The sequence below is a fragment of the Sphingopyxis chilensis genome, assembly GCF_035930445.1.
Lineage (GTDB): Bacteria > Pseudomonadota > Alphaproteobacteria > Sphingomonadales > Sphingomonadaceae > Sphingopyxis > Sphingopyxis chilensis.
Genome location: NZ_CP142394.1, coordinates 904,148 through 929,559, shown reverse-complemented (window position 1 = coordinate 929,559; position 25,412 = coordinate 904,148). Strand labels below are relative to the sequence as shown.

Annotated in this window: 14 protein-coding genes; 2 read left to right on the top strand and 12 right to left on the bottom strand. The window is 64.7% G+C overall.

Translation table 11 applies throughout. The features are described from left to right. Positions 1–26: 26 nt before the first annotated feature. The 10 genes from VSX79_RS04155 to VSX79_RS04110 all read right to left on the bottom strand — a co-directional run bounded on the left by VSX79_RS04155 (position 27) and on the right by VSX79_RS04110 (position 13,299). Entirely contained in the window at positions 27–347 is a 321-nt protein-coding gene (locus tag VSX79_RS04155; RefSeq protein WP_326914509.1) for a DMT family transporter, read from the bottom strand. A gap of 98 nt (positions 348–445) precedes the next feature. Beyond that, positions 446–1,465: a sugar kinase gene (locus VSX79_RS04150; RefSeq protein WP_179499006.1), complete on the bottom strand. Its 1,020-nt coding sequence runs from the start codon at positions 1,463–1,465 to the stop codon at positions 446–448. Beyond that, positions 1,462–2,244 (bottom strand): 2-keto-4-pentenoate hydratase, encoded by a 783-nt coding sequence (locus tag VSX79_RS04145; RefSeq protein WP_179499004.1) that lies wholly within the window; start codon positions 2,242–2,244, stop codon positions 1,462–1,464. The genes VSX79_RS04150 and VSX79_RS04145 overlap by 4 nt, the downstream gene beginning before the upstream one ends. Continuing rightward, on the bottom strand, positions 2,244–2,990 hold the full coding sequence (locus VSX79_RS04140; protein ID WP_179499002.1) for a FadR/GntR family transcriptional regulator: 747 nt from the start codon (positions 2,988–2,990) through the stop codon (positions 2,244–2,246). Before VSX79_RS04140 ends, VSX79_RS04145 begins: the two co-directional genes overlap by 1 nt. A gap of 89 nt (positions 2,991–3,079) precedes the next feature. After that, complete coding sequence (locus tag VSX79_RS04135; RefSeq protein ID WP_326914508.1) at positions 3,080–5,926, bottom strand: TonB-dependent receptor; 2,847 nt, start codon at positions 5,924–5,926, stop codon at positions 3,080–3,082. 112 nt (positions 5,927–6,038) lie between these two features. Continuing rightward, positions 6,039–6,878, bottom strand: a complete 840-nt coding sequence (locus VSX79_RS04130) for a rhamnogalacturonan acetylesterase (RefSeq protein ID WP_326914507.1) — start codon at positions 6,876–6,878, stop codon at positions 6,039–6,041. Beyond that, positions 6,878–7,630, bottom strand: coding sequence for an SDR family NAD(P)-dependent oxidoreductase (locus VSX79_RS04125; protein ID WP_179498998.1), 753 nt, complete (start codon positions 7,628–7,630; stop codon positions 6,878–6,880). The genes VSX79_RS04130 and VSX79_RS04125 overlap by 1 nt, the downstream gene beginning before the upstream one ends. Before the next feature lie 13 nt (positions 7,631–7,643). Beyond that, positions 7,644–8,927: an MFS transporter gene (locus VSX79_RS04120; protein WP_326914506.1), complete on the bottom strand. Its 1,284-nt coding sequence runs from the start codon at positions 8,925–8,927 to the stop codon at positions 7,644–7,646. Next, positions 8,924–11,086 (bottom strand): heparinase II/III domain-containing protein, encoded by a 2,163-nt coding sequence (locus tag VSX79_RS04115; protein WP_326914505.1) that lies wholly within the window; start codon positions 11,084–11,086, stop codon positions 8,924–8,926. Before VSX79_RS04115 ends, VSX79_RS04120 begins: the two co-directional genes overlap by 4 nt. Further along, positions 11,083–13,299 (bottom strand): chondroitinase-B domain-containing protein, encoded by a 2,217-nt coding sequence (locus VSX79_RS04110; RefSeq protein WP_179498992.1) that lies wholly within the window; start codon positions 13,297–13,299, stop codon positions 11,083–11,085. Before VSX79_RS04110 ends, VSX79_RS04115 begins: the two co-directional genes overlap by 4 nt. A 144-nt stretch (positions 13,300–13,443) precedes the next feature. Between VSX79_RS04110 and VSX79_RS04105 the strand changes: the two genes are divergently transcribed. After that, complete coding sequence (locus VSX79_RS04105) at positions 13,444–16,479, top strand: TonB-dependent receptor (RefSeq protein WP_326914504.1); 3,036 nt, start codon at positions 13,444–13,446, stop codon at positions 16,477–16,479. Between the two features lie 84 nt (positions 16,480–16,563). On the opposite strand, the gene VSX79_RS04100 is transcribed toward VSX79_RS04105, so the two are convergent. After that, entirely contained in the window at positions 16,564–22,143 is a 5,580-nt protein-coding gene (locus tag VSX79_RS04100; RefSeq protein ID WP_326914503.1) for an autotransporter domain-containing protein, read from the bottom strand. A gap of 358 nt (positions 22,144–22,501) precedes the next feature. On the opposite strand from VSX79_RS04100, the gene VSX79_RS04095 reads away from it, so the two are divergent. Beyond that, positions 22,502–24,754 (top strand): sensor histidine kinase, encoded by a 2,253-nt coding sequence (locus VSX79_RS04095; protein WP_326914502.1) that lies wholly within the window; start codon positions 22,502–22,504, stop codon positions 24,752–24,754. On the opposite strand, the gene VSX79_RS04090 is transcribed toward VSX79_RS04095, so the two are convergent. Beyond that, entirely contained in the window at positions 24,740–25,357 is a 618-nt protein-coding gene (locus VSX79_RS04090) for a response regulator (RefSeq protein ID WP_179498978.1), read from the bottom strand. The two genes, VSX79_RS04095 and VSX79_RS04090, sit on opposite strands and share 15 nt — an antisense overlap. Positions 25,358–25,412 lie beyond the last annotated feature (55 nt).

The window sequence follows — 25,412 nt, the reverse complement described above, 5'->3', positions numbered from 1 at the left end:
TTCGTCCGGAACCCGGCGGGCGCCGTTCAGGCGGGCGACGACAATTTCATCAGGATGAGCCCGCTGACGATCAATAGCGCCGCAACAATCCGCATCGCGTTCGCCTGTTCGCCGAGCATGAAAATGCCGACAAGGAAGGCGCCGATGGCACCGATCCCGGTCCAGATCGTATAGGCGGTGCCGAGCGGCAGCGACTTCATCGACAGCGCAAGCAACGCAAAGCTCGCAATCATCGCCACGATGGTGACGGCGGTCGGACCGGGGCGCGTGAAGCCGTCGGATTGCTTCATCGCAAAGGCCCACACGACTTCGAAAATACCGGCGACCGTCAGATATACCCAGGCCATGGCAGCCTCCTCTTCAGAGCTGCCGGGCCGTCCCGGACTTGAAGACCCGCGTTGCGCGAGCAAGGACGTGGCCCCTTTCGCGGGCCGCGATCGCGGCCCTAGCGCGAAATATCCTGCGCGGCGTCGGACACGCGGTCAAGCATCGAACGCGGGAAAGGCGCAAAATCGCCGTGCAGCCCGTGTTTGAGTGCGGCGAGAGCGAGACCGTGCTTCGCCGCATCGGCCAGCCCCTTGCCGCTCCACAAGCCGTCGAGAATGCCCGCCGCGAAGGCATCGCCCGTCCCGACCCGGTCGATCACCGGCGTGACGAGCATGGGGTCGCTGGCGCCCCGGTCGTCCCGCGTATCGATGCGCGCGGTGATCCGGTGGGCGTCGGGACCGAGGATTTCGCGCGCGGTCGAGGCGATATGTTCGAGCGAGGGAAAATGATCGAACAGCGCAATCGCCGCCTCGCGGCGCCGGTCTTCACCCTCCCCGGAAAATTCGCGGCCCAGAAGCAGCCCCGCGTCGCGATGATTGCCGAAAAGCAAGGTCGCCTGTGCGACGATCGGTTCCAGGACAGCCGCCGGATCGGGCTGCCACCGTTCCCAGAGACGCCCGCGCCAATTGCCGTCGAACGATACCCCGATCCCGGCCGCGCGTGCGCGCGTGACAACTTCGAGCGTGGCGGCGGCGCTGTCCGGCCCGAGCGCTGGCGTGACACCCGACACGTGCAGCCAGCCGACGCCGCCGAGCAACCCGTCCCAGTCCCATGCGTCGGGCCTCGTCGCGGCGAAAGCCGAACCCGCGCGGTCATAGACGACCTCGGCGGGGCGCACCGGACCCCCCGGAAGGTAATAATAGAGCCCCATGCGGCCGGCGGGGCGGAGCACGGGCGCGACGTCGACGCCGTGGCGGCGCATTTCGCCGAGCGCGCCGTCGCCCATTGGGCCCTCGGGCACCGCGCTGATCATCGTCGTAGCACGGCCAAGCGCGGCGAGCGCGACCGCGACATTCGCCTCGGCGCCGCCGACATGCGCGTCGAAGCGCGCCGATTGCAGCGGCAGTTCGCCTTCCGGAACCGAAACGCGCATCACGATTTCGCCGAAACAAGCGATGGTGCGGGGAGGAGCGATCATGCGTTGAATCCGTTTTCTGCCGCGGCGATGCAGGCGATAGGGGAGGTCGCGCCGAAACGGGCTGTCGCTGTCTGGCCGACCGCGATCGTGTGGACCCCTGTGATCGCACCGGCCGAAATCCATTGCCCGGGCTTCAGTTCGATCACTCCGCGATGATGAAGCTCGACAAGAAAGTCGAGCGAACCCCAAGGGCCGTCGAGCACATCGATCGGACGTCCGCTGCCGACCGGCACGCCGTCGATCGACGTTTCGACCGCCAGCGCAACGAAATCGCGGATGTCGAGCTGCGGGCCGAGCAGCAGGCCGTTGTTGATGCCGATATCGGCGACGATGCCATAAGGGGCGTGGTCGTGGACGTCGGGCGCAGGCGAACTCGCTACCTCGAACCCCGTGCGAATCTCGTCGATCCAGCGTGCGCCGTCGTCGCCGTTCGTCACGCGTCCCTCGGGCACGGCGCGCAGCCGCAGCATCACCTCGGACTCGATTGCCGCCGCCCCGCCGTCGAAGACCCGCGCCTCACCCGGGGCATCGCCCTCGAGTTCGGCGACCCGGAGCACCGGCCCTGCTATGCGCTCGGCACCCAGCCTCTCTATCAGCGCGGGCGGGATGCGCCCGACCTTCCAGCCGAGTACCGGCGCGCCGAGCGCGGCGGTCAGCTGCTGCTGGATCGCATAAGCCTCGGCCAGCGTTGCGGGAACAGGAGCGGGAAAGGCCGGAAGCGCCTGGCCCGAAAGGCGCGCGGCAAGCAGCACCGCAACGGGATCCGACGCGTCGGGCATCAGGCGAGTTTTGCGCTCAGCAGATAGCGTTGGCGACTTTCGGCCGACTGGCGACGCAGTTCGACCATTGCGCGTTCCTCGGTCTCGTCGAGCATCGATTCGAGCAGTCGGTTGAAATGGCGTCGCATCGCGAGCCGCGCCCCGGTCGCGTCCCGATTGCGCAGCGCCGCGACGACGTCGGCATGTTCGGCCTCACGCGCGGCACCGTCCTTGCGGCAAACAAGCGAGTGGCTGCTGCGCACCTCGGGCAATTCCATGCGCATCCGCCACAGGCTCTCGATAACATGGATGATCGCCTTGTTGCTCGACGCCGCCGCGATCGTCATGTGGAATTCGCGGTCGATCGCGCTGATTTCTTCCTCGCTCTTGCCGTCGTCGGCCATAGCCACGAGCAGTTCGTCGAGTTTTTCGAGCGTTTCGCTCGAAATCGTCGGCGCGGCCAGCGCCGCCGCCTCGGCCTCGAACAGCGAGCGCGCCTCGGTCAGTTCGAACGCGCTGACCTTGGGCAGGATCGCATTGTCGCCGGGCAGGACCGCCTCGACATAGGCGCCCGCGCCGGTGCGGATATGAATCCACCCCGTCGCCTGCAGCGCGATCTCCGCCTCGCGGATCGTCACCCGGCTGACCTCGAAACGCTCGGACAGCTCGCGCTCGCCGGGCAGGCGGGTCCCTGGCGGGAAGGTTCCGTCGAGAATCAGGCGCCGGATCGCGTCCGCAATATCTTCAAAAAGGCGGCGTTCGGCCATGATCAATCGTCTCCCCACATAGGCATGAGGAAATCCATACAATCAGGTAGGACAAGTTTGAAGCCCATGACCGAACTTAGTTTATATGCCTAGATCCGTGCCCGCAGGCCGATGAAATATTTGGACCCATAATAGTGGTATTGGCGGCTGCTGCCATAGACGGGCATATAGGTCGCCTTGGGCTCGTTGAAGAGGTTGAGCGCCTCGAACCGCAGCGAGACGCCGGGCATCAACGCAAGCGAGGCGCGGAAATCGACCGTCTCGCTCGGCCCGACATAGCGCAGTTGGCTGTTGCCGCCGACGAAGTCCTGGAAATATTTGCTGCGATAATTGTAGATCGCCTGCAGCGACACCGGGCCGAGCTCGTAATAGGCCTGCGCCGACAGCACATGCTTCGAATAGCCCGAAAGGCCCGCCGGTGCGATAAGGCCTTGGCTGACCTCTTCAGTCACCGGATCAAATTGATCGCCGAGCCGGACGTCCTGCGTTTCGAAGTTCGAATCGGCATAATTGTAACTCACCTTCGCGCCGAGGCCGTCGAGCGGCTTGGGCAGGAAGCTGAAGCGCGTCGCGGCGGTCAGCTCAAGACCATAGATACGCGACTTGTCGGGGCTGTTGCGCGTCTGCGTCACCGGCGCCGTGACCGTCTGTCCGTCGATGACGAATTCTTCGTCGAACACCACGGGCTGGAACCCGCCGTTGAACTGCTTATAATAGACGGTCGCCGACAGGAGGCTGTCCTTGTTGGGATACCATTCGATCGCCGCGTCGGCATTCCACGACATCAGCGGCTTGAGGCGCGGGCTGCCGTTGGCGCGGACGTTGCCGATCGCTTCCTCGACCGAGGTGAAGTCGTTGCCGTCGAGCTGGAAGGTACGGCCGGCGCCTAGCGCGCTTGGTGCCGGGCGCGACATGGCGCGATAGCCTGCGACGCGCAGCAACGTGTCGGGCGCGACTTCGAAGATCGCATTGACGCTGGGCAGGATGCGCGTGTTGCTGCTCTTGATCGTCACCGTTTCGAAATCGCCGGTGGTGTCGAGGCGGATGGTGCCGTCGCCATTGTCGATGATGGTGAGGTCGCTGCGCAGGCCGTTCGACGTCACGTCGGTCTTGACAACGCGTACACCGATATTGCCGCGCACGGGCATATTGCCGAGATCGGCGTCATAGTCCGCCATGATATAGCCCGCGAGCGTGCGTTCGGTGACATCGCGGTTTGCCGGCGAACGCTTGTCCTCGAGCGCGCCCGGGTCTTCGCTGCCGGTATATTCGCGGAACAGGCAATCGACGTCAAAGGTCGCCCAGCTGTTGATCGCATTGCCATCGGCCGCCGACAGGAAGCCGGTCTGCGGGAAAGCCCGCGTGCGACAGAGATTGTTGATCCGGCGTTCTTCGTCGATGTCGGACGTCAGGTCGAAACCCTCGTTGCGCACATCATAGTCGCGGAAGGTCATTTCGGACCAGCGGACGCCCGCGGACAGCTTGCTGAAGAAACCGTCCATTTCATATCCGGCGTCGAAACGGCCGGCGATGATCTCGTTATGCCGGCGGCTCTGGTCGCGGCGCAAGCGTGCATCGTCCCAGAACAGGTCGTGATTATTGAGGTCGAAGCGGGGGTCGATCGTGATCGTCGGCACGAAGCTGCCCGGCGTAATCTCGTAGGTGTAGGGGATACGCATGTTGTTGAAGACGGTGGTGTCGCCGTTGAGGTCCCTCGGGTCGGTGCGCAGGCGGACATTGCGCTCATCCTCGACGCGGATCGTACGCGAATAGCTGCCATCGACGGTCAGCGTCAGCCGGTCCGACGGTTGCCATTCGACCGAGAGGCCGCCCCCCAGATATTCTTCGGCGCGCGACAGTTCGGACCCGTTCGATTCGATCGCGCTCTGCCCGCTCAGGCTCTGGACGATGCCATTTTCGTCATAAACGACGTCGGTCAGGCCGCGGCGCGCTTCAGAAATGTTGAGGTCGCGGCGGCTCTCGACGAAGGTGCGGTCCGAATATTGGACGTCGAGGTTGACGTTGAACTGGTCGGAGGGGCGCCATTGGATCGCGCCGAAAACCGCGTCGCGCTTGTCGGTCTCGCTGATCTGGCGGAAGGTATAGGCGTTGGGAACAAGGTAAAAGGGGTCCTGCCCATAATCGGCGCGCGCCAGTTCGGTGCAATTGGCTGCCGCGCTATTATCGGCCCGGCATGCAGTCCAGGTCGTCGAAGCCGCATAGGTTTCCTCGGGGTTGTTCGTATCGTTGCGCTGGACGCCGATCGCGATGCCGATCGTGTCGTTGGCGAACTGATCGACATAGCTCAGCGTGCCGCGCCAGCCGATGCCGCCCGAACCGACGATGCGGTCGCCATAGGGGTTGTATTGCGCCTTGACCTCGCCCTGGATGCGGCGCTTGCCGAAATCGAGCGGGCGCAGCGTGCCGATTTCGATCGTGCCGGCGACGCCGCCTTCGACGAGGTCCGCCTGCTGAGTCTTGTAGATCTTGATATTGTTGACGAGTTCGGACGGGAACTGGTTGAAGTTCACTGAGCGGTCGCCGCTGCCGTTCGTCGCGTCGCGGCCGTTGAAGGTCGCGTTTGACAGAAAGGGGCCAAGGCCGCGCAGCGCGATTTCCGATGCGTCGCCCTTTTCGCGGTGCGTCGTCGCGCCAGTGATCGTCTGAATCGCCTGCCCGACCGACAGCGCGGGAAGATCGCCGATGTCGTCCGCCGACAGCGCATCGACGATCGCGGTCTCCTCGCGCTTGGTGTTGATCGAATTCTGGATCGTCTCGCGGATGCCGGTGACGACGATCGCGTCCTCTTCGCCCTGCGCGGCTGGTGCCGTGTCCTGCGCCCTTACGGGGATCGCGGTGACCAGCAGGGTCGAACCGGCGCCGGCAAGCAAGGCCGCGCGGAGACCGCGCGCACGGATTTGATTACGAGAATTCACTTCGTCTCTCCCAGATGTCGATTCTGTTATGACCAATGCTGTCGAATATCGCAGCAAAATTGTCAACCACTCTGTATGCCAGATTGGTTAGTCCATATTGCTATACACGGTCTTAGCGGACGAGCTGGCTCCGCAAAGCCGGCACTTCGCGGGCAAGCGCCTCGGTTACCAGTTTGGCGGTGACTTCGGCGCCGACGTTGCCGAGGTGCGTATAGTCGAACTTGCGCGTCACCTGTCCGCGCGCGCCGTCGCCCGTAATCGGCGGCGGCAGGGGTGGCGCCGGGCGCGCGGTCAGCGTCGTTCCGGCTTGCGCGGCGGCGAGTTCCTCGGCCGTCGGGGGCTCCTGCGCGAGCTTCGTCGCCATTTCGGCGCCCATTTCCTGCGCCTGCGCGGCGCTGAGCGCGTTCAGATCGACGAGCGGCACATCCATTGCCTTGCCGACACCACGGATCTGGTCGGACCAGCTCGCGAGCGTATTGCGGAGCTTGTCGTCGCGGAATTCGCGCCGCGTCAGCGGCGTGACGAGCACCGGGGTTGCGCCCGCGGCCCTCACTTCTTCAACGAAACGGCGCAGGTTCGCAGGAAACTCGGTGGTCTCGTCGGTCCAGCGTTCGGACTTCGACGACTGGTCGTTGTGCGCGAACTGAATCAGCACCCAGGTGCCACGATAGCCCGGCACCCTGGCCTCCGCGAGCGCGATGTCCCAGCTTCCTTCCTGTCGGTAGCTACGCGTCGAGCGCCCCCCGCGTCCGGTGTTGAGGCAGGCGACCGACGATTTGACGTGATGCGCGCAAAACGCCCCGCCCCAGCCGCTGTGCGGCGCCATTGTCGAATCGCCGACGAGGATGATCTTGTATGGCTCGAGCGGCGGTGCGTCCGTCCGTTCGCGGGTCTGCGCCTGCGCCCCGCTGGCGAGCAGCGCGGCCATGGCGGTTGCGGCGAGCCAGCGCATCAGGAGAAGCCCAGCCCGCCGTTGACGTCGAGGCAGACACCGGCAAGGAAACTCGCGGCCGGCGACGCGAGATAGACGATCGTATCGGCAACCTCGTCGGGGTGGCCTTCGCGGCGCAGCGGGGTGTTGCCTGCGGTCGCGGCGCGGCCTTCGGGTTTCGAGAAGATGTCGTGGAAGCTGGTGCCGATCAGGCCGGGACAGACCGCGTTAACGCGGATACCCTGCGGCCCGAGTTCTTTGGCCATCGAACGCGTGTAAGTCATCAGCGCGCCCTTTGCGGTCGCATAGACCGACGCGCCGGGACCGCCACCATCGCGGCCCGCGAGCGACGACACGTTGACGACCGCCGACCCTTCGCCGAGGAACGGCTGCGCCGCCTGCAGCACAAGGAAGGCCGATTTGAGGTTGAGCGTCATCACCTCATCGAAGAACGCCTCGTCCATCTCGCTCAAAGTCTTGCGCGCGATCATCCCGCCCGCGAGGTTGACGAGGATGTCGAGGCGGCCGCTGAACGCGACACCGACCTCTTCGAGCATCGTCCGGACCGCGCCGCTGTCGGTGACGTCGGCCTGGATCAGAAAGGCATCCCCGCCTGCGTCCTTGATCGCCTTCAGCGTATCTTCGGCGGCGTCGCGGCCGCTGTTGTAGTTGATCGCGACGCGGACGCCGGCGCGCGCGAGGGCGATCGAGACCGATCGGCCGATATCGCGGCCGCCGCCAGTGACGAGCGCGGTTTTCCCCTGGAGATTCATGTGATGCAGTTCCTTATTCTTGGGTTTTGGTGGGTGGAGTGACGACCGGTTCGACGCGTCCGCCGATCAGCCAGAAGCAAAGGAAGGCGATCGGCACGATCGCCGCGCCAAGCGCGAAGATCGGCGCGTAGCTCGTCTTGGTGAGTACGGGGACGAGCCAGGTGGTGATCAGCGTCCCCGCGACCGCGGCGGTGCCGCTGATACCGGCAAGGCTGCCGACCGCGCCGCCGCCGAAATAGTCGCTCGGCAGCGTCTGGATGTTGCCGATCGCCATCTGGAACCCGAAGAGGATGCACGCGATCAGCAGCACGGCGTTAAGCGGCTCGCTCGCGCCTATGGTGAAGAGCAGCGACGGCAGCATGATCGCGCAGCCGATCGCGATGGTCAGCGTCCGCGCCTTGTGCACCCCGCCGCCCTTGCTGATGATCCGGCCCGCGAACCAGCCGCCGAACAGGCTGCCCAGCATCGCGCCGACAAACGGCACCCAGGCGAACAGGCCGATCTGCTTGACGTCGAAGCCGAAGGTTTCGGCGAGATAGATCGGCAGCCAAGATACGAAGAGCCACCAGACGGGATCGAGGAAGAAGCGCGACAGGATGACGCCCCAGCTCTGGCGGTAGCGGAGCAGTTCGCCGAGCGGCACGCGACGGCTGTCGTCACGGCCCGCCTCGGTGCGGCCGGTCAGGATATAGTCGCGTTCCTCCTCGCTCAGCGCCGGGTGCTTTTCGGGGTCGGCCTTGTAGAACCAGAGCCAGGGCACGAGCCAGATGAAGCCGAGGACGCCGATGAGCAGGAAGGTGCCGTGCCACCCGAACTGGACGAAGAGCAGCGCGATCAAAGGCGCCGAAATAATGCCACCGAGCGAGGCGCCGGCGTTGAAAATGCCCTGCGCCAGCGCGCGTTCGCGCGACGGGAACCACAAAGCGTTCGCCTTCGCCGCGCCAGGCCAGTTGCCCGCCTCGCTGACCCCGAGCGTCGCGCGCAGCACCATCAGCAGCGGCATCGAGCGGACGAGCGCATGGGCTGCGATCGACAGCGACCAGACGACGATCGAGATGGTGAAACCCATCCGCGTGCCGATCGCGTCGAAGATGCGCCCGAACAGCGACTGGCCAAAGGCGTAGAAAATCATGAAGATCGTCACCAGCAGCGCATAATCTTCCTTGGTGGCGCCGATCTCTTTCGACACTTCGGGCCACATCACCGCGAGCGCGTTGCGGTCGATATAGTTGATGACAGTCGCGAGGGCGATCAGCGCGATCACGCACCAGCGGAAGCGACCCTTGATATTGCTCATTTCTTCGCTCCGGTTTTGGCAAGGTCGAGGCGGCCGACGGGGCCGGTCCAGGCCAGCGTGCTGCCGTCCACGGTGACGCTGTGCCGCGCGTCGGGCGCGACATCGTTGGCGACCGCGACCGCAATGCGGCGTCCATCGACAAGCGTGACGACGACGAGATCGACGCCCTTTGCGCGGCGATGGTCGAGCCCCGTCACGCGCGAACTGCTGGCGACGACGGTCTCGGCCGACGCGTCATAGGCGCCGTGCGGTTCGAGCAGGCCGACGAAGGTCGCGTCCTCGGCACCGTCGACGCGCTGGATCAGCGCGGGCTCGCGGCGCAGATTGAATTCGGGATCGTTGGCGCCACTCTCCGCGACGATGAAGCGCGCGCCCGCGGGCGGCGCCATATGATAGCTGTAGAAGCGGCTGCCCTGCCTCCACGTCAGCCGCGCCTTGCCGGCCTTTGCGCCCTCGCCGTCGACCCACAGATGCTGGTAGCCGTTCGCCTTTCCGAGCACCGGCCGTTCGGCGAGTTTGCGGTCGAGCGCGATGTCGCTGTCGATGATATGCCCCGAAAAATGCAGCGGCAGGTCATAGCGATGCCTGCCGCTGCCAGTTCCACGGAGGATATCGAGCGCGAGGGGATTGGCGAGGCCATCGACCTCGACAAGCAGCAAAGCGCGGCGGATTTTGACATCCTCGTACGCGCTGTCGATCTCGCCGATCGCATAGCGGGTGGGACCTTCGAGCGACGCCGCGAGCTGGCGCGTCCCCGATTTTTCGCCAGCTTTCCAGTCGCCTGCGAAGTGGCTTTGCTCGTCGACAACAAGCGTGTTGTGCGCAATCGTCGCGCTCGCCCAGCTGTCGTTTTCGGGGAGATAACGCCCGCCCCGCTTCGCCTCGACATTGAGGAAGCGCGCGGCGCCATAGTCGGTCACGACCGCGCCCGTCTCGTCATAATAGAGCCAGCCCAGCCGGTCGAAATGGCCGTGCCCCATGCCCTGCACCGTATTCTTGGCGACGAGCAGCGGACCGGTCGCGTCGGCCTTGGTGCGCAGGAGAACGAGCGCGCCGCCCTTGCCCTCGGGACCGTCGGAGAGCAGCCGCGATCCGAAGGGCCAAGGCTTGGCCTTGCCCGCCGCAAGGTCTGCCGCCATCGCCTGCCCCGCCGGCGTCAGCACCGTGCGCCCCTGCCAGTCGGCGATCGACAGGAAGGCCGGATCCTTCGTGGCGCCATAGGCGATCGCGACCGCGTGATAGAGTTCCTCGGTACGCAGGCTCTTGTCTGGCATCGCGTCGTTAATCGGCAGGAAATAGCCGTCGTGCGTTACGTCGATCGCGGTGCGGATCGCCTTGAGCACGATGCCGTCGCGGTATTCGAAGATCTTGCGGTCGGGATCATTCGCCGCGATCGCCGCCGTGAAGACGATGAAAGGCTGGAGCGCATAGCGCTGATAATAGGGCCCTTCGGCATAATAGCCGTCGGGCGAGAAGAGCAGGTCGAGCTGGCGCAGGAAGCCCGCCTTGCCGCTCTTGTCGAGCCCGAGCAGCGCCTTGTCGACCAGATCGCGATCACCGAGCAGATAACCCGACAGGCCCACCCCAGCCGCCGCCCAGGTCGCATGATTGTGGATGCGGTTGATCACCTCGGGCGAGCCGTCGGACAGGAAGCGCGCCATCGGGCGAATCACCTGATCGTCGATGCGCTTGCGGTCGGCGGGTGACAAGGCATCGCGAATTTCGGCATAGCCCTGCACCGCGTTCACGAGGAAGACGCTGTCGTTCAGGCTCTGCCAGAACAGGCGGCCCGGAACCTGGTTCGACGCTGCGGGATGCGGCCCGAGCTTCGGATAGAGATCGGCATAAGCGAGCAGCAAGTCGCGGACATGATCGCGGTAGCGCGCCTCGCCGGTCAGGCGGAAAAGCTGGCCGCCCTCGAAGATCGTGCGATAATTGCGCTTATGCTGTTCATGGGTAAACCCGCCGCCGGGGTCCTTGGGCACGGGCACGTTGATGCCTGCCTTGATCGACGCATCGACATCGCGCCGTGCGCGATCGACCTCGGCGGCGAAGAGCGGCGCGAACGCCTGCGCCGAAGCGGCGGGCGGGGTCTGTGCCGCGGCGGGAACCGCAGGCAGCGCCGCGGCGGCGAGCAGGATCGCGATGGTGCGGGTCACGGGCGCTCCTCCACCAAATTGCCGGTGAGCTGGCCACGCGGCGGCCCTTTCCACATCAGTTCCTCGATGCGCGGCGCAGGGGTCGCGGCAAAGGCGTTCGACGCGATCCGCGTCTCGGGCGCGCCGACCGAATGGATGACGAGCATTCCGTCCGATTTGGCGAAATTATTCTGCGCAATGTCGACGTGCTGGGCGCCCGAGATCCGCAGCGAAGCGCCTTTCGAGCCGGTGTCCGCGACGCTCGATCCGGTCATCGCGAACCAAGGCCCGAAGGTGCTTTCGTCGGTGCCCTTGCGCAAGAGGTCGGCAACCATCGAAACGCGCGCGAAGCGGCTGCCGCTGATCGTCAGCCGTTCCATCGGATACCAGCCTTTCGGTTCCTGCTCGCCGGTGCCCAGGACGACGACGCCCATTTCGGCGAAGTCGCTGTTCGTGATGGTCACATCGTCGGCGAAGGTGCCGGGGGCCATGGCGATGCCGTCGAGGCGGCCTTTGCCGGGACCGCGCATCGACACGCCGTCAAGCGCGATGCCGTAATTGGGCGCAGCGCCCGAACTGACGGCAATAAGTGCGCCCTCGCCCGCTGCGGCGCTTGCATCGACCGCCAGATTTTCCAGACGCAGCCCGCCGCCCCCTTCGATGCGAGCAAGGCTCGACGCGACGCGCAGTACCGGCTTCGCATCCTTGGCGCCGGCGATGGTCAGCCGGTGGCGGAGCGCAAGCGGCGCCGCGACTTCATAGGTGCCCGTCGCAAGCGCCAGCGTGTCGCCCGCCTTGGTACCGGCGACCGCCTGCGCGAGCGAGGCGCCCGCGGCGAGCGACCGCGTGCTGCCCGCGCCGAATGCCGCTTCGGGGGCGTCGCCGCGATACCATATCGCGCCAACTTCCTCGCGCGTCACGGGCCTGAGGTCGCGCGGCGCGCCAACAGCGGCCAGCGCAGGGTCAGTCGGGTACAGCAAGCCGTTCGCCGCGCGTTCGAGCTTGACCTCGCGCTGCTCGACACCGGCGCCGAGCAGCGGTTTCGCAACCTTCGCCTCGACATTACCGGCAAGCGCGATGCCGCCGATCTCGCCCTCGGCGCGGAACGGGTCCTGCCCTTTCGCGCCGACGATCAGATTGCGCTCGAACTTGCTGCCCGTCGGCGCGGCCGACCGTTCGGCATCGGCGCCGGCAGCGAAGGTGATGCGCACGCTGTCGATGATGCTGTTACCCTCGATCCGCGCGTTCGCGACCTGATGATAGCGGTTGATCACCGAATTGGGCACGCCGTTCATCACGCTGATCGCGCTCTTGAACGAGGCGCCCGCCAGCCCCTCGAAATAATTGTCGCGGACGACCTGGTCGCGATTGATCACGCGCACCCCGCCGGTGTCGGGCACGCTCTTGCCGAGGAAAATGTTGCGCTCGACCAGGTTACCGTTGCCGTGGCGGAGAACGAACGCTCCCTGCGCCTCCAGCACCAGATTTTCGCGGATGATGTTGCCGCCCGACTTGACCGAGACGATCTCGACCTCGCCGCTGGTGCGGTCGAAGATGTTGCGCTCGACGATCGTGTAGCTGTCGGACAGCGATTCCTCGCTGGTGCCGATGCGGATCGTCTCGCCGCCGTTCGATCCCAAGGGCGGGCGCGGGCCGAAATAATTATGATCGATGCGGTGGCGGTTGTCGAGCGGATCGCCCGCGCGGCGGATCACCGCAAGCGTCACGCCGGCGTTGGTCTTGCCCTCGAAATGCGAATGGTCGACGCGGTTGCCGGTGCCGTAGAGCGCGACCCAGATATCGTCGGCGCGGCGATCGGCCTTGCTATAGCCGTCGATGACGGTTTCGGTGACGCGTGAGTCGCTCGCGAGGGTTTTCGAATCGCGGCGAAAGCTGATCACCTCGCCGGTCGGGCTGGCCCCATTTTTGAAGACGAGCCCCGATACGAGCAGATGTTTGCCGCCGAGACGCAGGTTCGACTGGCCGGTGATGAGCACCTTGCCCTTGGTCTGCACGGTCAGCGTGATCGGCTTCGCGGCGGTGCCGGTTCCCGTAAAGACCATCTGAAGATCGCGCCATTCGCCGTCGGCGAGGATGATCGCGTCGCCCGGCTGCGCCTTTTTCACCGCCGCTTTGAACTGGGCCTGATCCGATACCAGCATGTCGCGGGCGAACGCCGGATGTGCCGCCGAGACCAGTATCGCTACCGTTAGAACCGCCCTTATCTGCGCCATGCCTCACCCTTTTTATGATTCTTGATCAGTGGACTATACAAGAGGTAGGACAATATCAACCCTTGTTCGGTCTGAATCTGGGTTGACATATTGGTCTGACACGACGAGCTTCTCTCCAAACATAAGTCAATGAGGGAGAGTGGGATGATTCGGGGCAGCCTCGTGCGCGTAACGCGCGGCAACATCAATTTCGCAACGCTGCTGGGGACGACGGCGATGGCGATTCTCGCCGTCCCGGCCTTTGCGCAGGATACGGCGGCACAGGATGCGAACGCCGAAGAGGTGGGCGATGATGCGATCGTCGTCACCGGCATCCGCAGCTCCCTTGCCACTGCGCTGGGCGAAAAGCGCTCCTCCGACAATATCGTCGAGGTCATCCAGGCCGAGGATATCGGCAAGCTGCCCGACCAGAACCTCGCCGAAGTGCTGGAAAATGTCACCGGGGTCCAGATCACGCGGCAGGCCGGGGTCGGTAACGCGGTGCAGATCCGCGGCACCGACGCGAACCGCACCGAAATCAACGGCGTGTCGACCGTGGGATCGGGCGCCGGGCGCTCGGGCATCAGTTTCGAAGACCTGCCCGCGGCGCTGATCGCCTCGGTCGAAGTGACCAAGGTCCCGACCGCGCAGACGATCGAGGGATCGGTCGGCGGCACGATCAACTTGCGGACGATCCGCCCGCTGGACCTCAACGAACCGCTGATCGCGGCGCGCGCGCAGATGGAAAACAGCGACCTCGCAAAATCGACCCTGCCGCGCCTGTCGGCGACGCTCGGCAACAGGTGGGATACCGGCATCGGCGAGATCGGCATCGTGGTGAGCGGAAGCTATGCGCGGCAGGACGTCGCCGCGTTCAAGCCGCGTGTCGACCGCGATGCCGTCGTCCTTCCAGGCTCGGGCTCGAGCGCCGAAGCCTTCCCCTTCCTGCGCATCCAGTTCTTCCAGCAGGGACTCGAGAATTACGAATATGAAACCTACAACGGCACCGCGGCGCTCGAGTGGAAGCCGAACGACGACCTGAAATTCTATTTCGACGCGACGCTGAACAACCAGACGCGCGGCCAGCAAAGCCATCGCGTGCAGATTTCAGGAACGGCGACGCCGTCGGTCGTTGACGCGACCGACAATACGGCATTCGAAACGGTCGATTGGGGCACCCTCGACGGACCCGACGGCCCTATTGACCTCGGCAGCGTCGATGCCACCGTAGCCGGCACCATCGGCATCGGCGGCACGACCGGAACGGTGATCGACCCGAACATGCGGACATCGAGCGACACCGGCGCGCGTGTCACCAAGAGCCGGGTGTTCGACCTCGGCAGCGACTGGCAAGTCACCGACAAGCTCAGGATGCGCGCGGAAGTGTCGCTATCGACTTCGAAATCGGACTTCCCCAACTTCTCCACGACGCTCGATTTCATCAACCCCAACGGGCCGCAGCCGGAAATCGGGCAGAGCATCGACAATGGCGTGCCGCTCGAATTCGACCTGCGGGATGGCACGCTGCAATTCGGCATCGATCAGGCGAGCCCCTTTGCCCCGACCACGGCGCAACTGCTCGATCCCGCCAACTACCAGCTGCAGCAGGTCGCGCAGGGCGCCAATTCGACCGACAATCAGGAAAGGGCGGCGCGCCTCGACTTTTCCTACGACACGACCGACCTCAACCCCTTCGTGACTTCGATCGACTTTGGCTATCGGTGGAACCGGACGTCGGCCGAAAACAACGAATTTTCGCGAAATGTCAGCCTGACCAACACGACCAGCGCCTGGAACCGGCCGTCGGGCGACCTGTTTTCGGACATATTGATCCCGGGGCCCAGCAACTTCAACGCGGCCGACGGGCGCCGGCTCTATTTCTCCGACTTCCTGCTGATCGACGGCGGATTGGCATTCGACGATCCGGCAAAAGTTCTCGAATCGCTCAACGCCGCGATCGACGCGAGCAACGCCGCCGCGACCCAGGGACCGCCGGTCGCGCCGCTGACGACACCGACCGAATCCTTTTCGGGTTTCTTCAAAATCAAGGAAACGACAAACGCCGCCTATTTTCAGGCGAATATGGAGGGTGAAATCGCCGGTATGCCGGTGCGCGGCAATGCGGGTGTCCGCTGGTTGCACACCAGCCTGTCCTCGACCGGCAACAATATCGCTAACGGTGAAGTCACGGGGCAGACCGTCGCCAAAAGCTCGTATAATTTCCTGCTGCCGCGCTTCAACCTGGTGATCGAGCCAGCCGACCGCTTCCTCGTCCGCGCCGGGATCGCGCGCGACATTCGCCGCCCGAATTTCGACACGCTGTCGACTTCCTTTTCTTTCGGCACCGGCGCCAACACGCCGGTCGCGGTCGGCAACCCCGACCTCGTCCCCGAAGCGGTTTGGTCGTTCGACCTTTCAGGCGAATATTATTTCGCGCCCTCCAGCCTGATCAGCATCGGTTTCTTCCACAAAAGCCGCACCAATTTATTCGCGCAGCGGCAAGAGGACCCGGCGCCCAATCTCGACGCCGACGGCAATCTCAACATCTCGATCGATCCGTCCTGCCCCGACGGCGGCATCTATAACCCCATCGCCAACCGTAACATCAACAACCCGATCCAGGGCGTCGGCATCTGCGTGCCGCGCAGTTCGACGTTCAACGTTCCCGGGACGACGACGCAGACCGGCGTCGAAATCGCCTTCCAGCACGACCTGTCGGCGTGGGAAGACACGCTCGGTTTCGCCTCGGGCTTCGGCTTCATCGGCAATTTCACCTATCAGAAGGCGGGCGGGTCGGCGCGCGAATATCGCACCGCCGACGGCCCGCGGACGGTGTTCACGCAGCTCGGATATCCGGGGTCGCAGGACCTGATCTCGCTCACGAACCTGTCGAAATACGCCTATAATGCGACGTTATTCTACGACAAATACGGACTCAATGCCCGCCTGCGCTACACTTGGCGGTCAAGCTATGTGTCGAATGACCCCTTCTTCTTTGGCCTGCCGCTGATCAACGGCGCGAGGGGGCAGCTCAACGCCAGCATCAACTATGACATCACCGAAAATATCAACGTCGGCGTCGAGGGCATCAACCTGCTGCGCGGCGACCAAAACCAATATTGCGTGAACAACAAGGCGCTGCTCTGCTTCCAGGGCCTGACCGATCGCCGGATCACCGCAGGCCTCAGCGTCAAATTCTGAAGATCCGCGCCAAAAGAATGGGGCCGAGGCAACGAATATTGCCTCGGCCCCAAACTGCGTGAACCGCTTCCGATCGGGTCGCTATCAGAAGGCGATGCGCGCAGTTACTCGTGCACCATGGGCGCTGCGATCCGACGCCAGCGTGCCGGTATAGGCAGCGCCGAGGCGGAAGGCCCCCGTGGTGAATTCAAAGCCGGCCTCGACCTCCGCCGAATTTTTGGGGATCGCGATGCCGAGGATGTCGAACGCCGGTCCGCCCGCGACGAAGCGCGAGACGATCGGGGCGCCCCGGTCATTGAAGGCGCGGTTCCACGCGGCCGACAGATAGGGCTGGAAGCCGGGCTGTCCTGCGTTGAACTGCGCGCGCGCGCCAAGGCTGAGGAAGGTCGCCTTCTGATCGGCCTTGCCTACCGTCAGCGCTGCATTGCCGCCGGCTTCGGTGAAGGCGTCGCTGCCGGTATCGACATGCGCCAGCCGGGCAAAGGGCGTGACCGCCGTGTTGCCGGTGACGATGTCGTAACCGATCTCGCCGAAGATCTGCAGCGTGTCGGCGTCGCGCTTCGAGGTCAACGTTTGTGCCAGCGGCGCGCCGCTGATGCCGCGGCTGGTGTCAATGTCGTGCCAAGCATAGCTGACCCCGACGGTGCCGCGCAGCCCCTCGCCGCTGCCATAGGTGGCGTGCGCGGCGAGATATTTGCTATCGACTTCGGCGCGGTCATTGCGGCCGTCGAACCGGAAGTCCGAACCGCCGATCCCCGCCGAGAGCGCTGCGGCGAAGCCGTTGCCGCCGAAGCCCACGCCGGCGACCAGGCCCTTGTGGTCGGTGTCCATCGCGAAATTGCCGCGATTGGCGTCGAAATCGCCCCAGCCGCCAAAGGCCGAGCCCCAGACGAACGCGCCGCTTTCCTCGGGTGCCCTCATCCCCATCAGGCTATTGCGGAGATGCCGGCTGTCGTCGGTCAGGCCGCTGAGCGAGCTGGCGAGGATTTCGCCCGACAGGTCGCCGAAGCTCGCCTGCGCGGTCGCCGCATTCTGCACCAGCACCGCTTCGTAAAGCGGATTGTCGACCCCGAGCGCCTGCACCGCGGTCGCGACGCTCGCCTGGTTGAAGCCCACCGCGATGTCGGCGAAGTCGATGTCGTTGCGATAAAGCGACAGGATCACCGAATTGGCGTCGTAGCGCAGCAGCGGATCGAGGAAGGCGAGGTCGCTCGTCACCGTCCCGAAGGTGCCGGTGATGCCGCCCGCGCCGGTCAGGATCACATAATCGGTCCGCCCGTTATATTCGCCCTCTTCGGCGAGGACGGCGACGCTTGCCGTGCTGTCGATCGTTACCGCGCCGGTGGCGTCGAGGCGGTCGGCTTCGCCGGCCGCGTTGACTTCGACCTCATAGGTCGAGCCGGGCGCGAAGGCGAGGTCGCCGTTGACGGTCAGCCGGCCAATCGAATTGCCCGGTGCGAGCGTGCCGCCATCGCCCACCGTCGTCGAACCGACGCTGCCGTTGCCGCCGAGGGTGCCGCCGCTGTTGACGGTGACCGGCGAGACGATCGACCCGTTCACCGCGAGGGTGCCGCCATCGACCGAGGTGGGGCCGGAGTATGTGCTATCTCCCGTCAGGTTGAGCGTGCCTTCGCCCTGCTTGACGAAGCTCCCGGCGCCCGAGATGCTGCCGCCGAAAGCGGTATTGCCCGGCTGATCGACGGTCAGCTGGTTGTCCCCGATCTCGACGTTCGAACCTTCCTCACCCTCCAGGCCGCCGATCGTCTGATCCTTGCCCGTGATGTCGAGCGTGCCGCCATCGCCGAGGTTGAAATCGGTAGTCGGGTCGATCGTCCCGCCGATCCGGACCGAACCGCCGAGGATGTTCGTCACGCCTTCGAAGGCATAGTCGCCCATGAAGGTCAGCGCGCCGTCGCCCTTCTTGTCGAGCACGCCATTGCCCGAGAAATCACCGAGGAAATCATAATCGTCAGACCGATTGAAGACGAACCGGCCGTCGTTGACGATATTGCCCGCGAAGCTGCCTTCGGTGCCGCCGGCGCCGAGTTCGAAATAGCCGTCGCCTTCGGTCTTCACATCGCCCTGCAGCACGCCGGTCAGCACCAGCCCGCCGTTGGAGACGATCGTGCCGCCCGTATGCGCGATATTCGCGGTATCGACCGTGAACACGGCCTCGCCGATCAGTTGCAGCTGCCCCGCCCCGTCGATCGTCAGATCGTCGAGCGCCGAGACGGTTTCGTCCTCGCCGAAGTTGAGCACGAGCAGACCGTCGGTGCGCACCGTCGAGGTGAGGATCGGTGACGAAGTGCCTTCCTCGCCCAGATCGACCTCGTTGACCTGCAGCGCCGCGCCTTCGTCGATCGTCACATTGCCGAATTCGCCGACGAAGCCCGACGTCGACCAATATCCCGCCGCGACGTCGAGCGCCTCGAAGCCGTTGGCAGCGGTCAGTTGCTGCGCTTCGGTCAGTTCGAGCACGTCGCCGTCGAGCGTCAGCGTGTCGATACCCTCGCCCGCGTCGACGAGACCCGAGATCGCGCTGCCCGTGCCCAGCGTGACGCTGTCGTCGAATGCACCGAGCAGCACCGCGACACCGTTATCGCCGGCAATCGAACCGTTGTTGGTGAGGCTGGTCTGCGTCGTCGATTCGATTCCCGTCCCGGCACTCTGGATGGTGCCGGCGTTGATCAGGTCCAGCGTTCCTTCACCATCGGCGTAGACGCCATAAGCGGCCCCCTCGATCACCCCGTCGGCGCTGTTGGTGATCGTCACGTCGCCAAGCGTACCGTGGAACACCCCCGCCCCCGCGACGCTGCTGATCGTGCCGCTGTTGTCGAGCGTCGCGGTGGACAGGTCGCTGCCGAAGCCGACGCCATAACCGTTGAGCCCGTCGTCGCGGGTGCCGGTTATCGTGCCGCTGTTGACGACGCTGGCGGTCAGCCCGCTGCGGTCCTCGCCGGGGTCGGTGTTGATCGCGGTGCCCTGGAGGAACATGCCGCCGTCGGCGCCGGTGATGTCGCCCGCATTTTCGACCGAGCCGCCGCCCGACAGGATGATCCCGAAGCGCGCGCCGCCGATCTCGCCGCCCTCGGCGTTGACGACCGAGGCACTGAAATCCTCGTTCGCCTGGTCGACGAAGGCGTACATCGAGATGCCGTCGGAGAAGGCGGTCCCCTCGCCGCGGATCGATCCGCTGTTGGTGACGATGCCGCCGCCGATCAGGCGCACGCCGTCGTTCGCTTCGCCCAGGATGCTGCCGCTGTTGGTCACTTCGGTGCCGACTGCGAGGCCGACGAGCGCGCCGAGCTCCTCGTCGAACACATAGGCGGTGGTGATGCCGGCCCCGGCGCCCGAGATGGTGCCGCTGTTGGTCACGCTCGACGCGGCGGTACCAATGGTGATGCCGGCATCGGGAGCCGCATCGAAGCCGTCATAGGCGCCGTCGCCGCGGATGGTGCCCGCATTGTCGACGGTCAGCGTGCCGCTTGAGCCGCTGTAGATGCCCGAGGTGGCGCCGGTGATCACACCGCCCGCCTCGTTGGTGATCGTCAGGTCGGCTAGCGAACCGTGGCTGACGCCCTCGGCGAATTCGCTGCTGATCGTGCCGCTGTTGACCAGCGTCGCGGTCGACATGTCGCTGCCGAAGCCGACGCCATAGCCTTCGGTGCCGGTGCCGCCGAAATCGCCGAGGCCGGTGATCGTGCCGCGGTTGACGACGTTCGCGGTGAGCCCGCTGCGTTCCTCGTTCGGGTCGGTGTTGAGCGCCGTGCCCTGAATATAGACCCCGCCCGACGCGCCGAGGATTTCGCCGTCGTTCACCACCTCGCCGCCGCCCGACAGGATGACGCCGAAGCGGACGCCGATGATCCGGCCCTCGGTCTCGTTGGTGACGAGCGCGCTATAATCCTCGTTCGCCTGGTCGGTGTAAGCGAACATCGACACACCGTCGGCAAAGGCGTCGATCTGGCCGCCGATTTCGCCGCTGTTCGTGACGCTGCCGCCGCCGATCAGGCGCACGCCATCGTCATTATAGCCATAGATGGTGCCGCTGTTGACCACGGTGGTGCCGGTCGCGAGTCCCTGAAGCTGCCCCGTCGCGGCGTTGAAATAATTGGCGGTCGTGATGCCGAAGCGGTTGCCGGTGATGCTGCCGCTGTTCGTGACCGTGCTGACCCCGCCCGAAATGGTGACGCCCGCGTCGGGCGGCGCATCGAAGCCGAGGTTGACGCCGTCGCCATGGATCGAGCCCGCGTTGGTGAGATCGAGCCCGCCAAGTTCGGCATGAACGCCCGATGCCGCGCCGGTGATCGTGCCGTCCTCGGCGTTGTTGATCGTCGTAACGCCGGTGGCCAGGGTCCCGACATAGATGCCGTCGCCGCCGAGGCCCGAGATCGATCCGCTGTTATCGACCGTGCCGCCTCCGGTCAGCCGGATCCCCGCATTGTTCGTCCCGGTGATGGTACCGCTGTTGTTCACTGCCGCGTTGAAAGCGACGAACTGCGGCCCCGTCGTCGGGGTCGCAGGCTGGACGTTGGTGGCGACCCCCGACTGCCCGCCGGTGATCGTCCCGCTATTGGTGATCACGGCGTCGGCGGTCAGGATGTTGATCCCGTTCTGCGAATCGCCGCGGATCGTGCCCGCATTGTCGACCGTCAGCTGGCTCGTCGCGGCCTGGATGCCGTTGCCGCCGGATGCGATTTCCGCGCCTTCGCCATTGTTGACGATCAACTCGCCGTTCGACTGGCCGAAAATGGCCACGGCGGCGCCATTGATGATGCCTTCGTTGTGGATCGTGGTCGTTTCGAGCGAACCGCCCGCAAGCACGCCGATCAGGCCGAGGACGACGCCCTCGTTGTTCAGCGTCGCGCTCCGCCCGACCTGCTCGGGCGTTGCATTCATGACGATCCCGATCGGAGCCTGCGCACCCGGAATCGCCGGGTTGAACTGTCCGGTGGCGCGGATCGTCCCACCGTCATTGTCGATCGTCCCGCCGCCCTGCAGGATAACGCCGAAAGTCTGCCCCTCGATGATCCCCGTGTCGATGTTCGTGATCGTGCCGATGCCGGTGACATCCTCCGCGATCGCATCGGGGAACTCGGTAACGATGACGCCTATCCCGTTGACCCCGCTCCCCGGCGCGCCGTTGAAGCCCTGGATCAAGCCGTCATTGTTGGTGACGCTGCCGCCGCCGGCCAGCGCGACGCCGGTGCCCGCGTCGCCGCGGATCAGCCCAGTGTTGACGACCGTCGTGTCGGCCGCGCGGGCTTCGGGCGGCAGTTCGTCGTCATTTTCGTCCTCGCTGAAGAAATAGGAGGTGGCGATGCCGTTCGATCCACCGGTGATCGTGCCGCTGTTGGTGACGCTCGACCCCGGCTGCGCGATAACGATACCGCCGCTCGGACGGCTGTCGGGACTGCCGACGCTGGTGCCGTTGCCGCGAATCTCGCCGGCATTGTCGACGGTGACGGGGCCATTGTCGGCATAGATGCCGATGTCGAGGCCTTCGACCTCCTCATCCTCTGCGACCACGATTTCCAGCAGTTCGGGCTGGTCGTTGTGGATACCGAAGGATTCCTGTGCCGCAGCGGGCGCCACGACCTGCCCGATGGAAAGGCCGACGATCGCGCTGGTGGCCAGCAGGCGGGATTTCGAAATACGCGACATGAATGTGACTCCCCTCGACATTGCAAGCATGGCGAGAGGTTCGCCGGGGAGCGCTCGGCTCCCCGGCTAGTCCACCCCGCCGCAAAAATGTGCGTCCCCCAGCTGATTGGATGACAGGCATCTTTCAGCTTTGTGGGCGTTGACTAGGTCGCGGTGGCCCCGAGCGTCTACCCAATGTTTTTTGGGGTAAATTTGCGACGGACCGTTGACGTCATGCTTGCACACGGGCGTGCACCGACGTTACGGTGACCCGTCACCGGGGGGTGGGTCGCTGATATTCGGGGGAGCGCGGGAAATCGCGCGCGCCCTCCGTGAACATGATGAAACCGCTGGCCCCGTAATCGAACGACGGGTGCCAATGATCCGAAGCCTGCTTGCCATCCTGATTTTCGCCATGGCCTGGCTGGTGCAGCCGGCTTGGGCCGCGCCCACCGAATTGCCCGTGCTGGAAGTGCGTGCGGGCGAGGATGCGCCGAACCTGGCACCCTTCATACGGTTCGCCAAGCGTCCCGGCGACAGCCGGACGCCTCAATTAAACGCCATTCTCCAAGGCCCGCTTCAGCGCGTGGAGGGTTCGACCATCCATTTCGGGCCGCCGGGGACCCGCACCGTCGTCTTGCTGCAGGTCCGCAATGCAAGCGACGAGCAAGGGAGCTGGATCCTGACCACCGGCCGTGGCTCGCTCAAGCATTTCCGGCTTTATGAAGCTAAAGACGGCCGCCTCGCCCTGGCAGTCGATGCCACCGATCCGCAGACCGCGCGGCAAAATCTCGGCACCTATCAGGCGTTCAGCTCGGAACTCGTCCTCGGTCCGCGTCAAGGCACGCTGATCGTCATCGAATTTATTTCCGAAAACTCGACATATATGCCGCTGAAAATCGAAAGTTACGGGACTTTCTTCAAGGAACGGCGCGCGAATATCTCGATGGTGTCGGGCGTCGTGGTCGGCGCGCTGATTCTGCTGCTGCTGAACTTCCTCTTCTTCTCGATCACGGGTTTCAAGGAATTCCTTTGGCTGGCCGTCGCGGAAGCCTTCTTCGCGCTGAACACCGTCCATTCCGAAGGCTATATCACGATCTTCTTCCTCTACGACAAACCGCTGACCGGGCTCGCGGTCGAGGATTTCATCAAATGCGGCTTTGCCGCGTCGATGGCGCAATTCTGCCGGAGTTTTGTGAAGACACTGACGAATTTCCCGAGGCGCGACATGGTGCTGAAGGCGCTGATCTGGTTCGCGCTCGCGATCATGCTGTTCCAGCCGGGGCTTGCATATTATCCACCCGAGCTGCGCTTCCTTCTACACATCGCGACTTGGCTGGTCGCGGTCGCAGTCGCATTGTTCCTGCCGTTCGTCGGCTATGCCGCGATGAAACAGCTCGGCTTTCAGCTCTGGCCGCTGTTCATCGGCTGGGCCAGCCTCGCGCTCTTCATCGTCTATGCGGCGATCGCGTCGATGGGCATTTTCGCGTGGTTGCCGGTCAACTGGCACCTCGCCGGACCGGTCGGCCTGTTTGAATCGGTCATGGTGACGGTCGCGCTGGGACTGAACCTCAAGAAGATCCAGCGCGACAAGGTGGTCGCCGACTGGAAATATGCGCAGTCGTTGACCGAGAGGCTGGAAATGAGCGAGCGCGCGACGCGACTGGCCGAGGAAAAGGCTTTCGCGCTCGAAACGGTCCACAGCCAGAATGCGCTGCTTCACGCGTCGGGGCACGACAGCCGGCAGGTGATCCTCGCGCTCAATAGCGCGGTCGAGGTGCTCAAGCGCCAGAATCGCGCTGATGCCGACGACCAGCTGGTCGAAATGCTCGAAAGTTCGGCTGATTATCTCAATGAGATCGTGTCGACGACGATCTCGGGCGCCAATATCGCGGCCAGCGATTCGGGTTTCGTCGCGCTCAGCAGCTTCCGCGCCGAGGCGCTCGTCGAACCTTTGTCGATGATGTTCAAGACCCCCTTTGCGGGCAAGAAGCTGACGCTCGACGTTCGCGTTCCGGACAAGGTGACGATCATTTCCGATCGTCCCTTGCTGATGCGCGCGCTCGCCAATTTGCTGAGCAACAGTTTTAAACATACCGACAGCGGGGGCGCGAGCATCGCAATCGCGCTTGAGGACGGCTGCGCCGTCATCACGATCCGCGACAGCGGCGCCGGCATGCCCGCCGAACTCGTCACGGCGTTGAACGGCGGCACCGCGACGCGCATCCGGGCCGATGAAAGCGATGAGGGCACAGGATCGGGCTTCGGGTCGGCGCAGCGCATCATCGAGACGCTGCGCGGATCGCTGAAAATCATCGCATCAAGCGTCGCCGGGACCGAAATCCGGATCGTGCTGCCCGCGGCCTTTCCGTCGGTCACGCCGGTGTCCGCCGAAACCTTGCAGTCGCAGCTCGATGGCTGGAAACTGCTCGATTTCGACGACCGTACGGCTTTCGAGGCCCGACTGAACGCCGCCGACACCAAGAACGGCCAGACGATCGCGCTGACCTATGACGATACAACGGTGACGCGCGGGAGGCTCAGCCAGCTGGTCGCGATGATGGCGATCAAGCCGGCGTGCCGCGAAATGGCGATGCACCCGCTTTTGGGCGAGCGATCAGAGCAGGTTTAGCTCGTTCGCGCGCTCGACGATCTTGCGATTGTGCGCGACGTCGAGCTTGCGCCGCAACTCGGCGATATGGAAGGACACCGTCGGCGGCGCGATCGACAGCCGATAGGCGATTTCCTTGTTCGTCTCGCCCTGCGCCAGATAATGGAGAATCGCCATTTGCCGCGACGACAGCGCAACCGGCGGCTGCTGGAACTTGCCGAGCGCCTCGCCGATATGGGGTGAGACATAGATTTCCCCCGCCAGCGCCGCGTCGCAGGCGGCGACGATATGGTCGAGCGAGTCCGACTTGCTGACGATCGCGCGCGCGCCCAGCTTCAACGCCGAATGAATCTCGTTCACATGCGTTTCGCCGGTCAGGATGATAACCGTCATATCGCGCGAGCCGACGATTTCGGCGAGCACATTGATTCCGCGCACATCGGGCAGATTGAGATCGAGGATCACCAGGTCGACGGGCTGCGACTGGACGAAGGCATTGACCGTCGCCCCGCGATCGAGCGCCCCCACCACCGTATAGCGATCGAGCGATCCGAACAGGAAGCGCAACCCGCTCTGCGTGATGCGGTGATCGTCGACGATCAGGATATTATGCTTCGCCACCATGCCTGCGCCCCGCCTGCTCGATGCGGGTTGATCGGCAGATTTTGCAGCCGCCGCA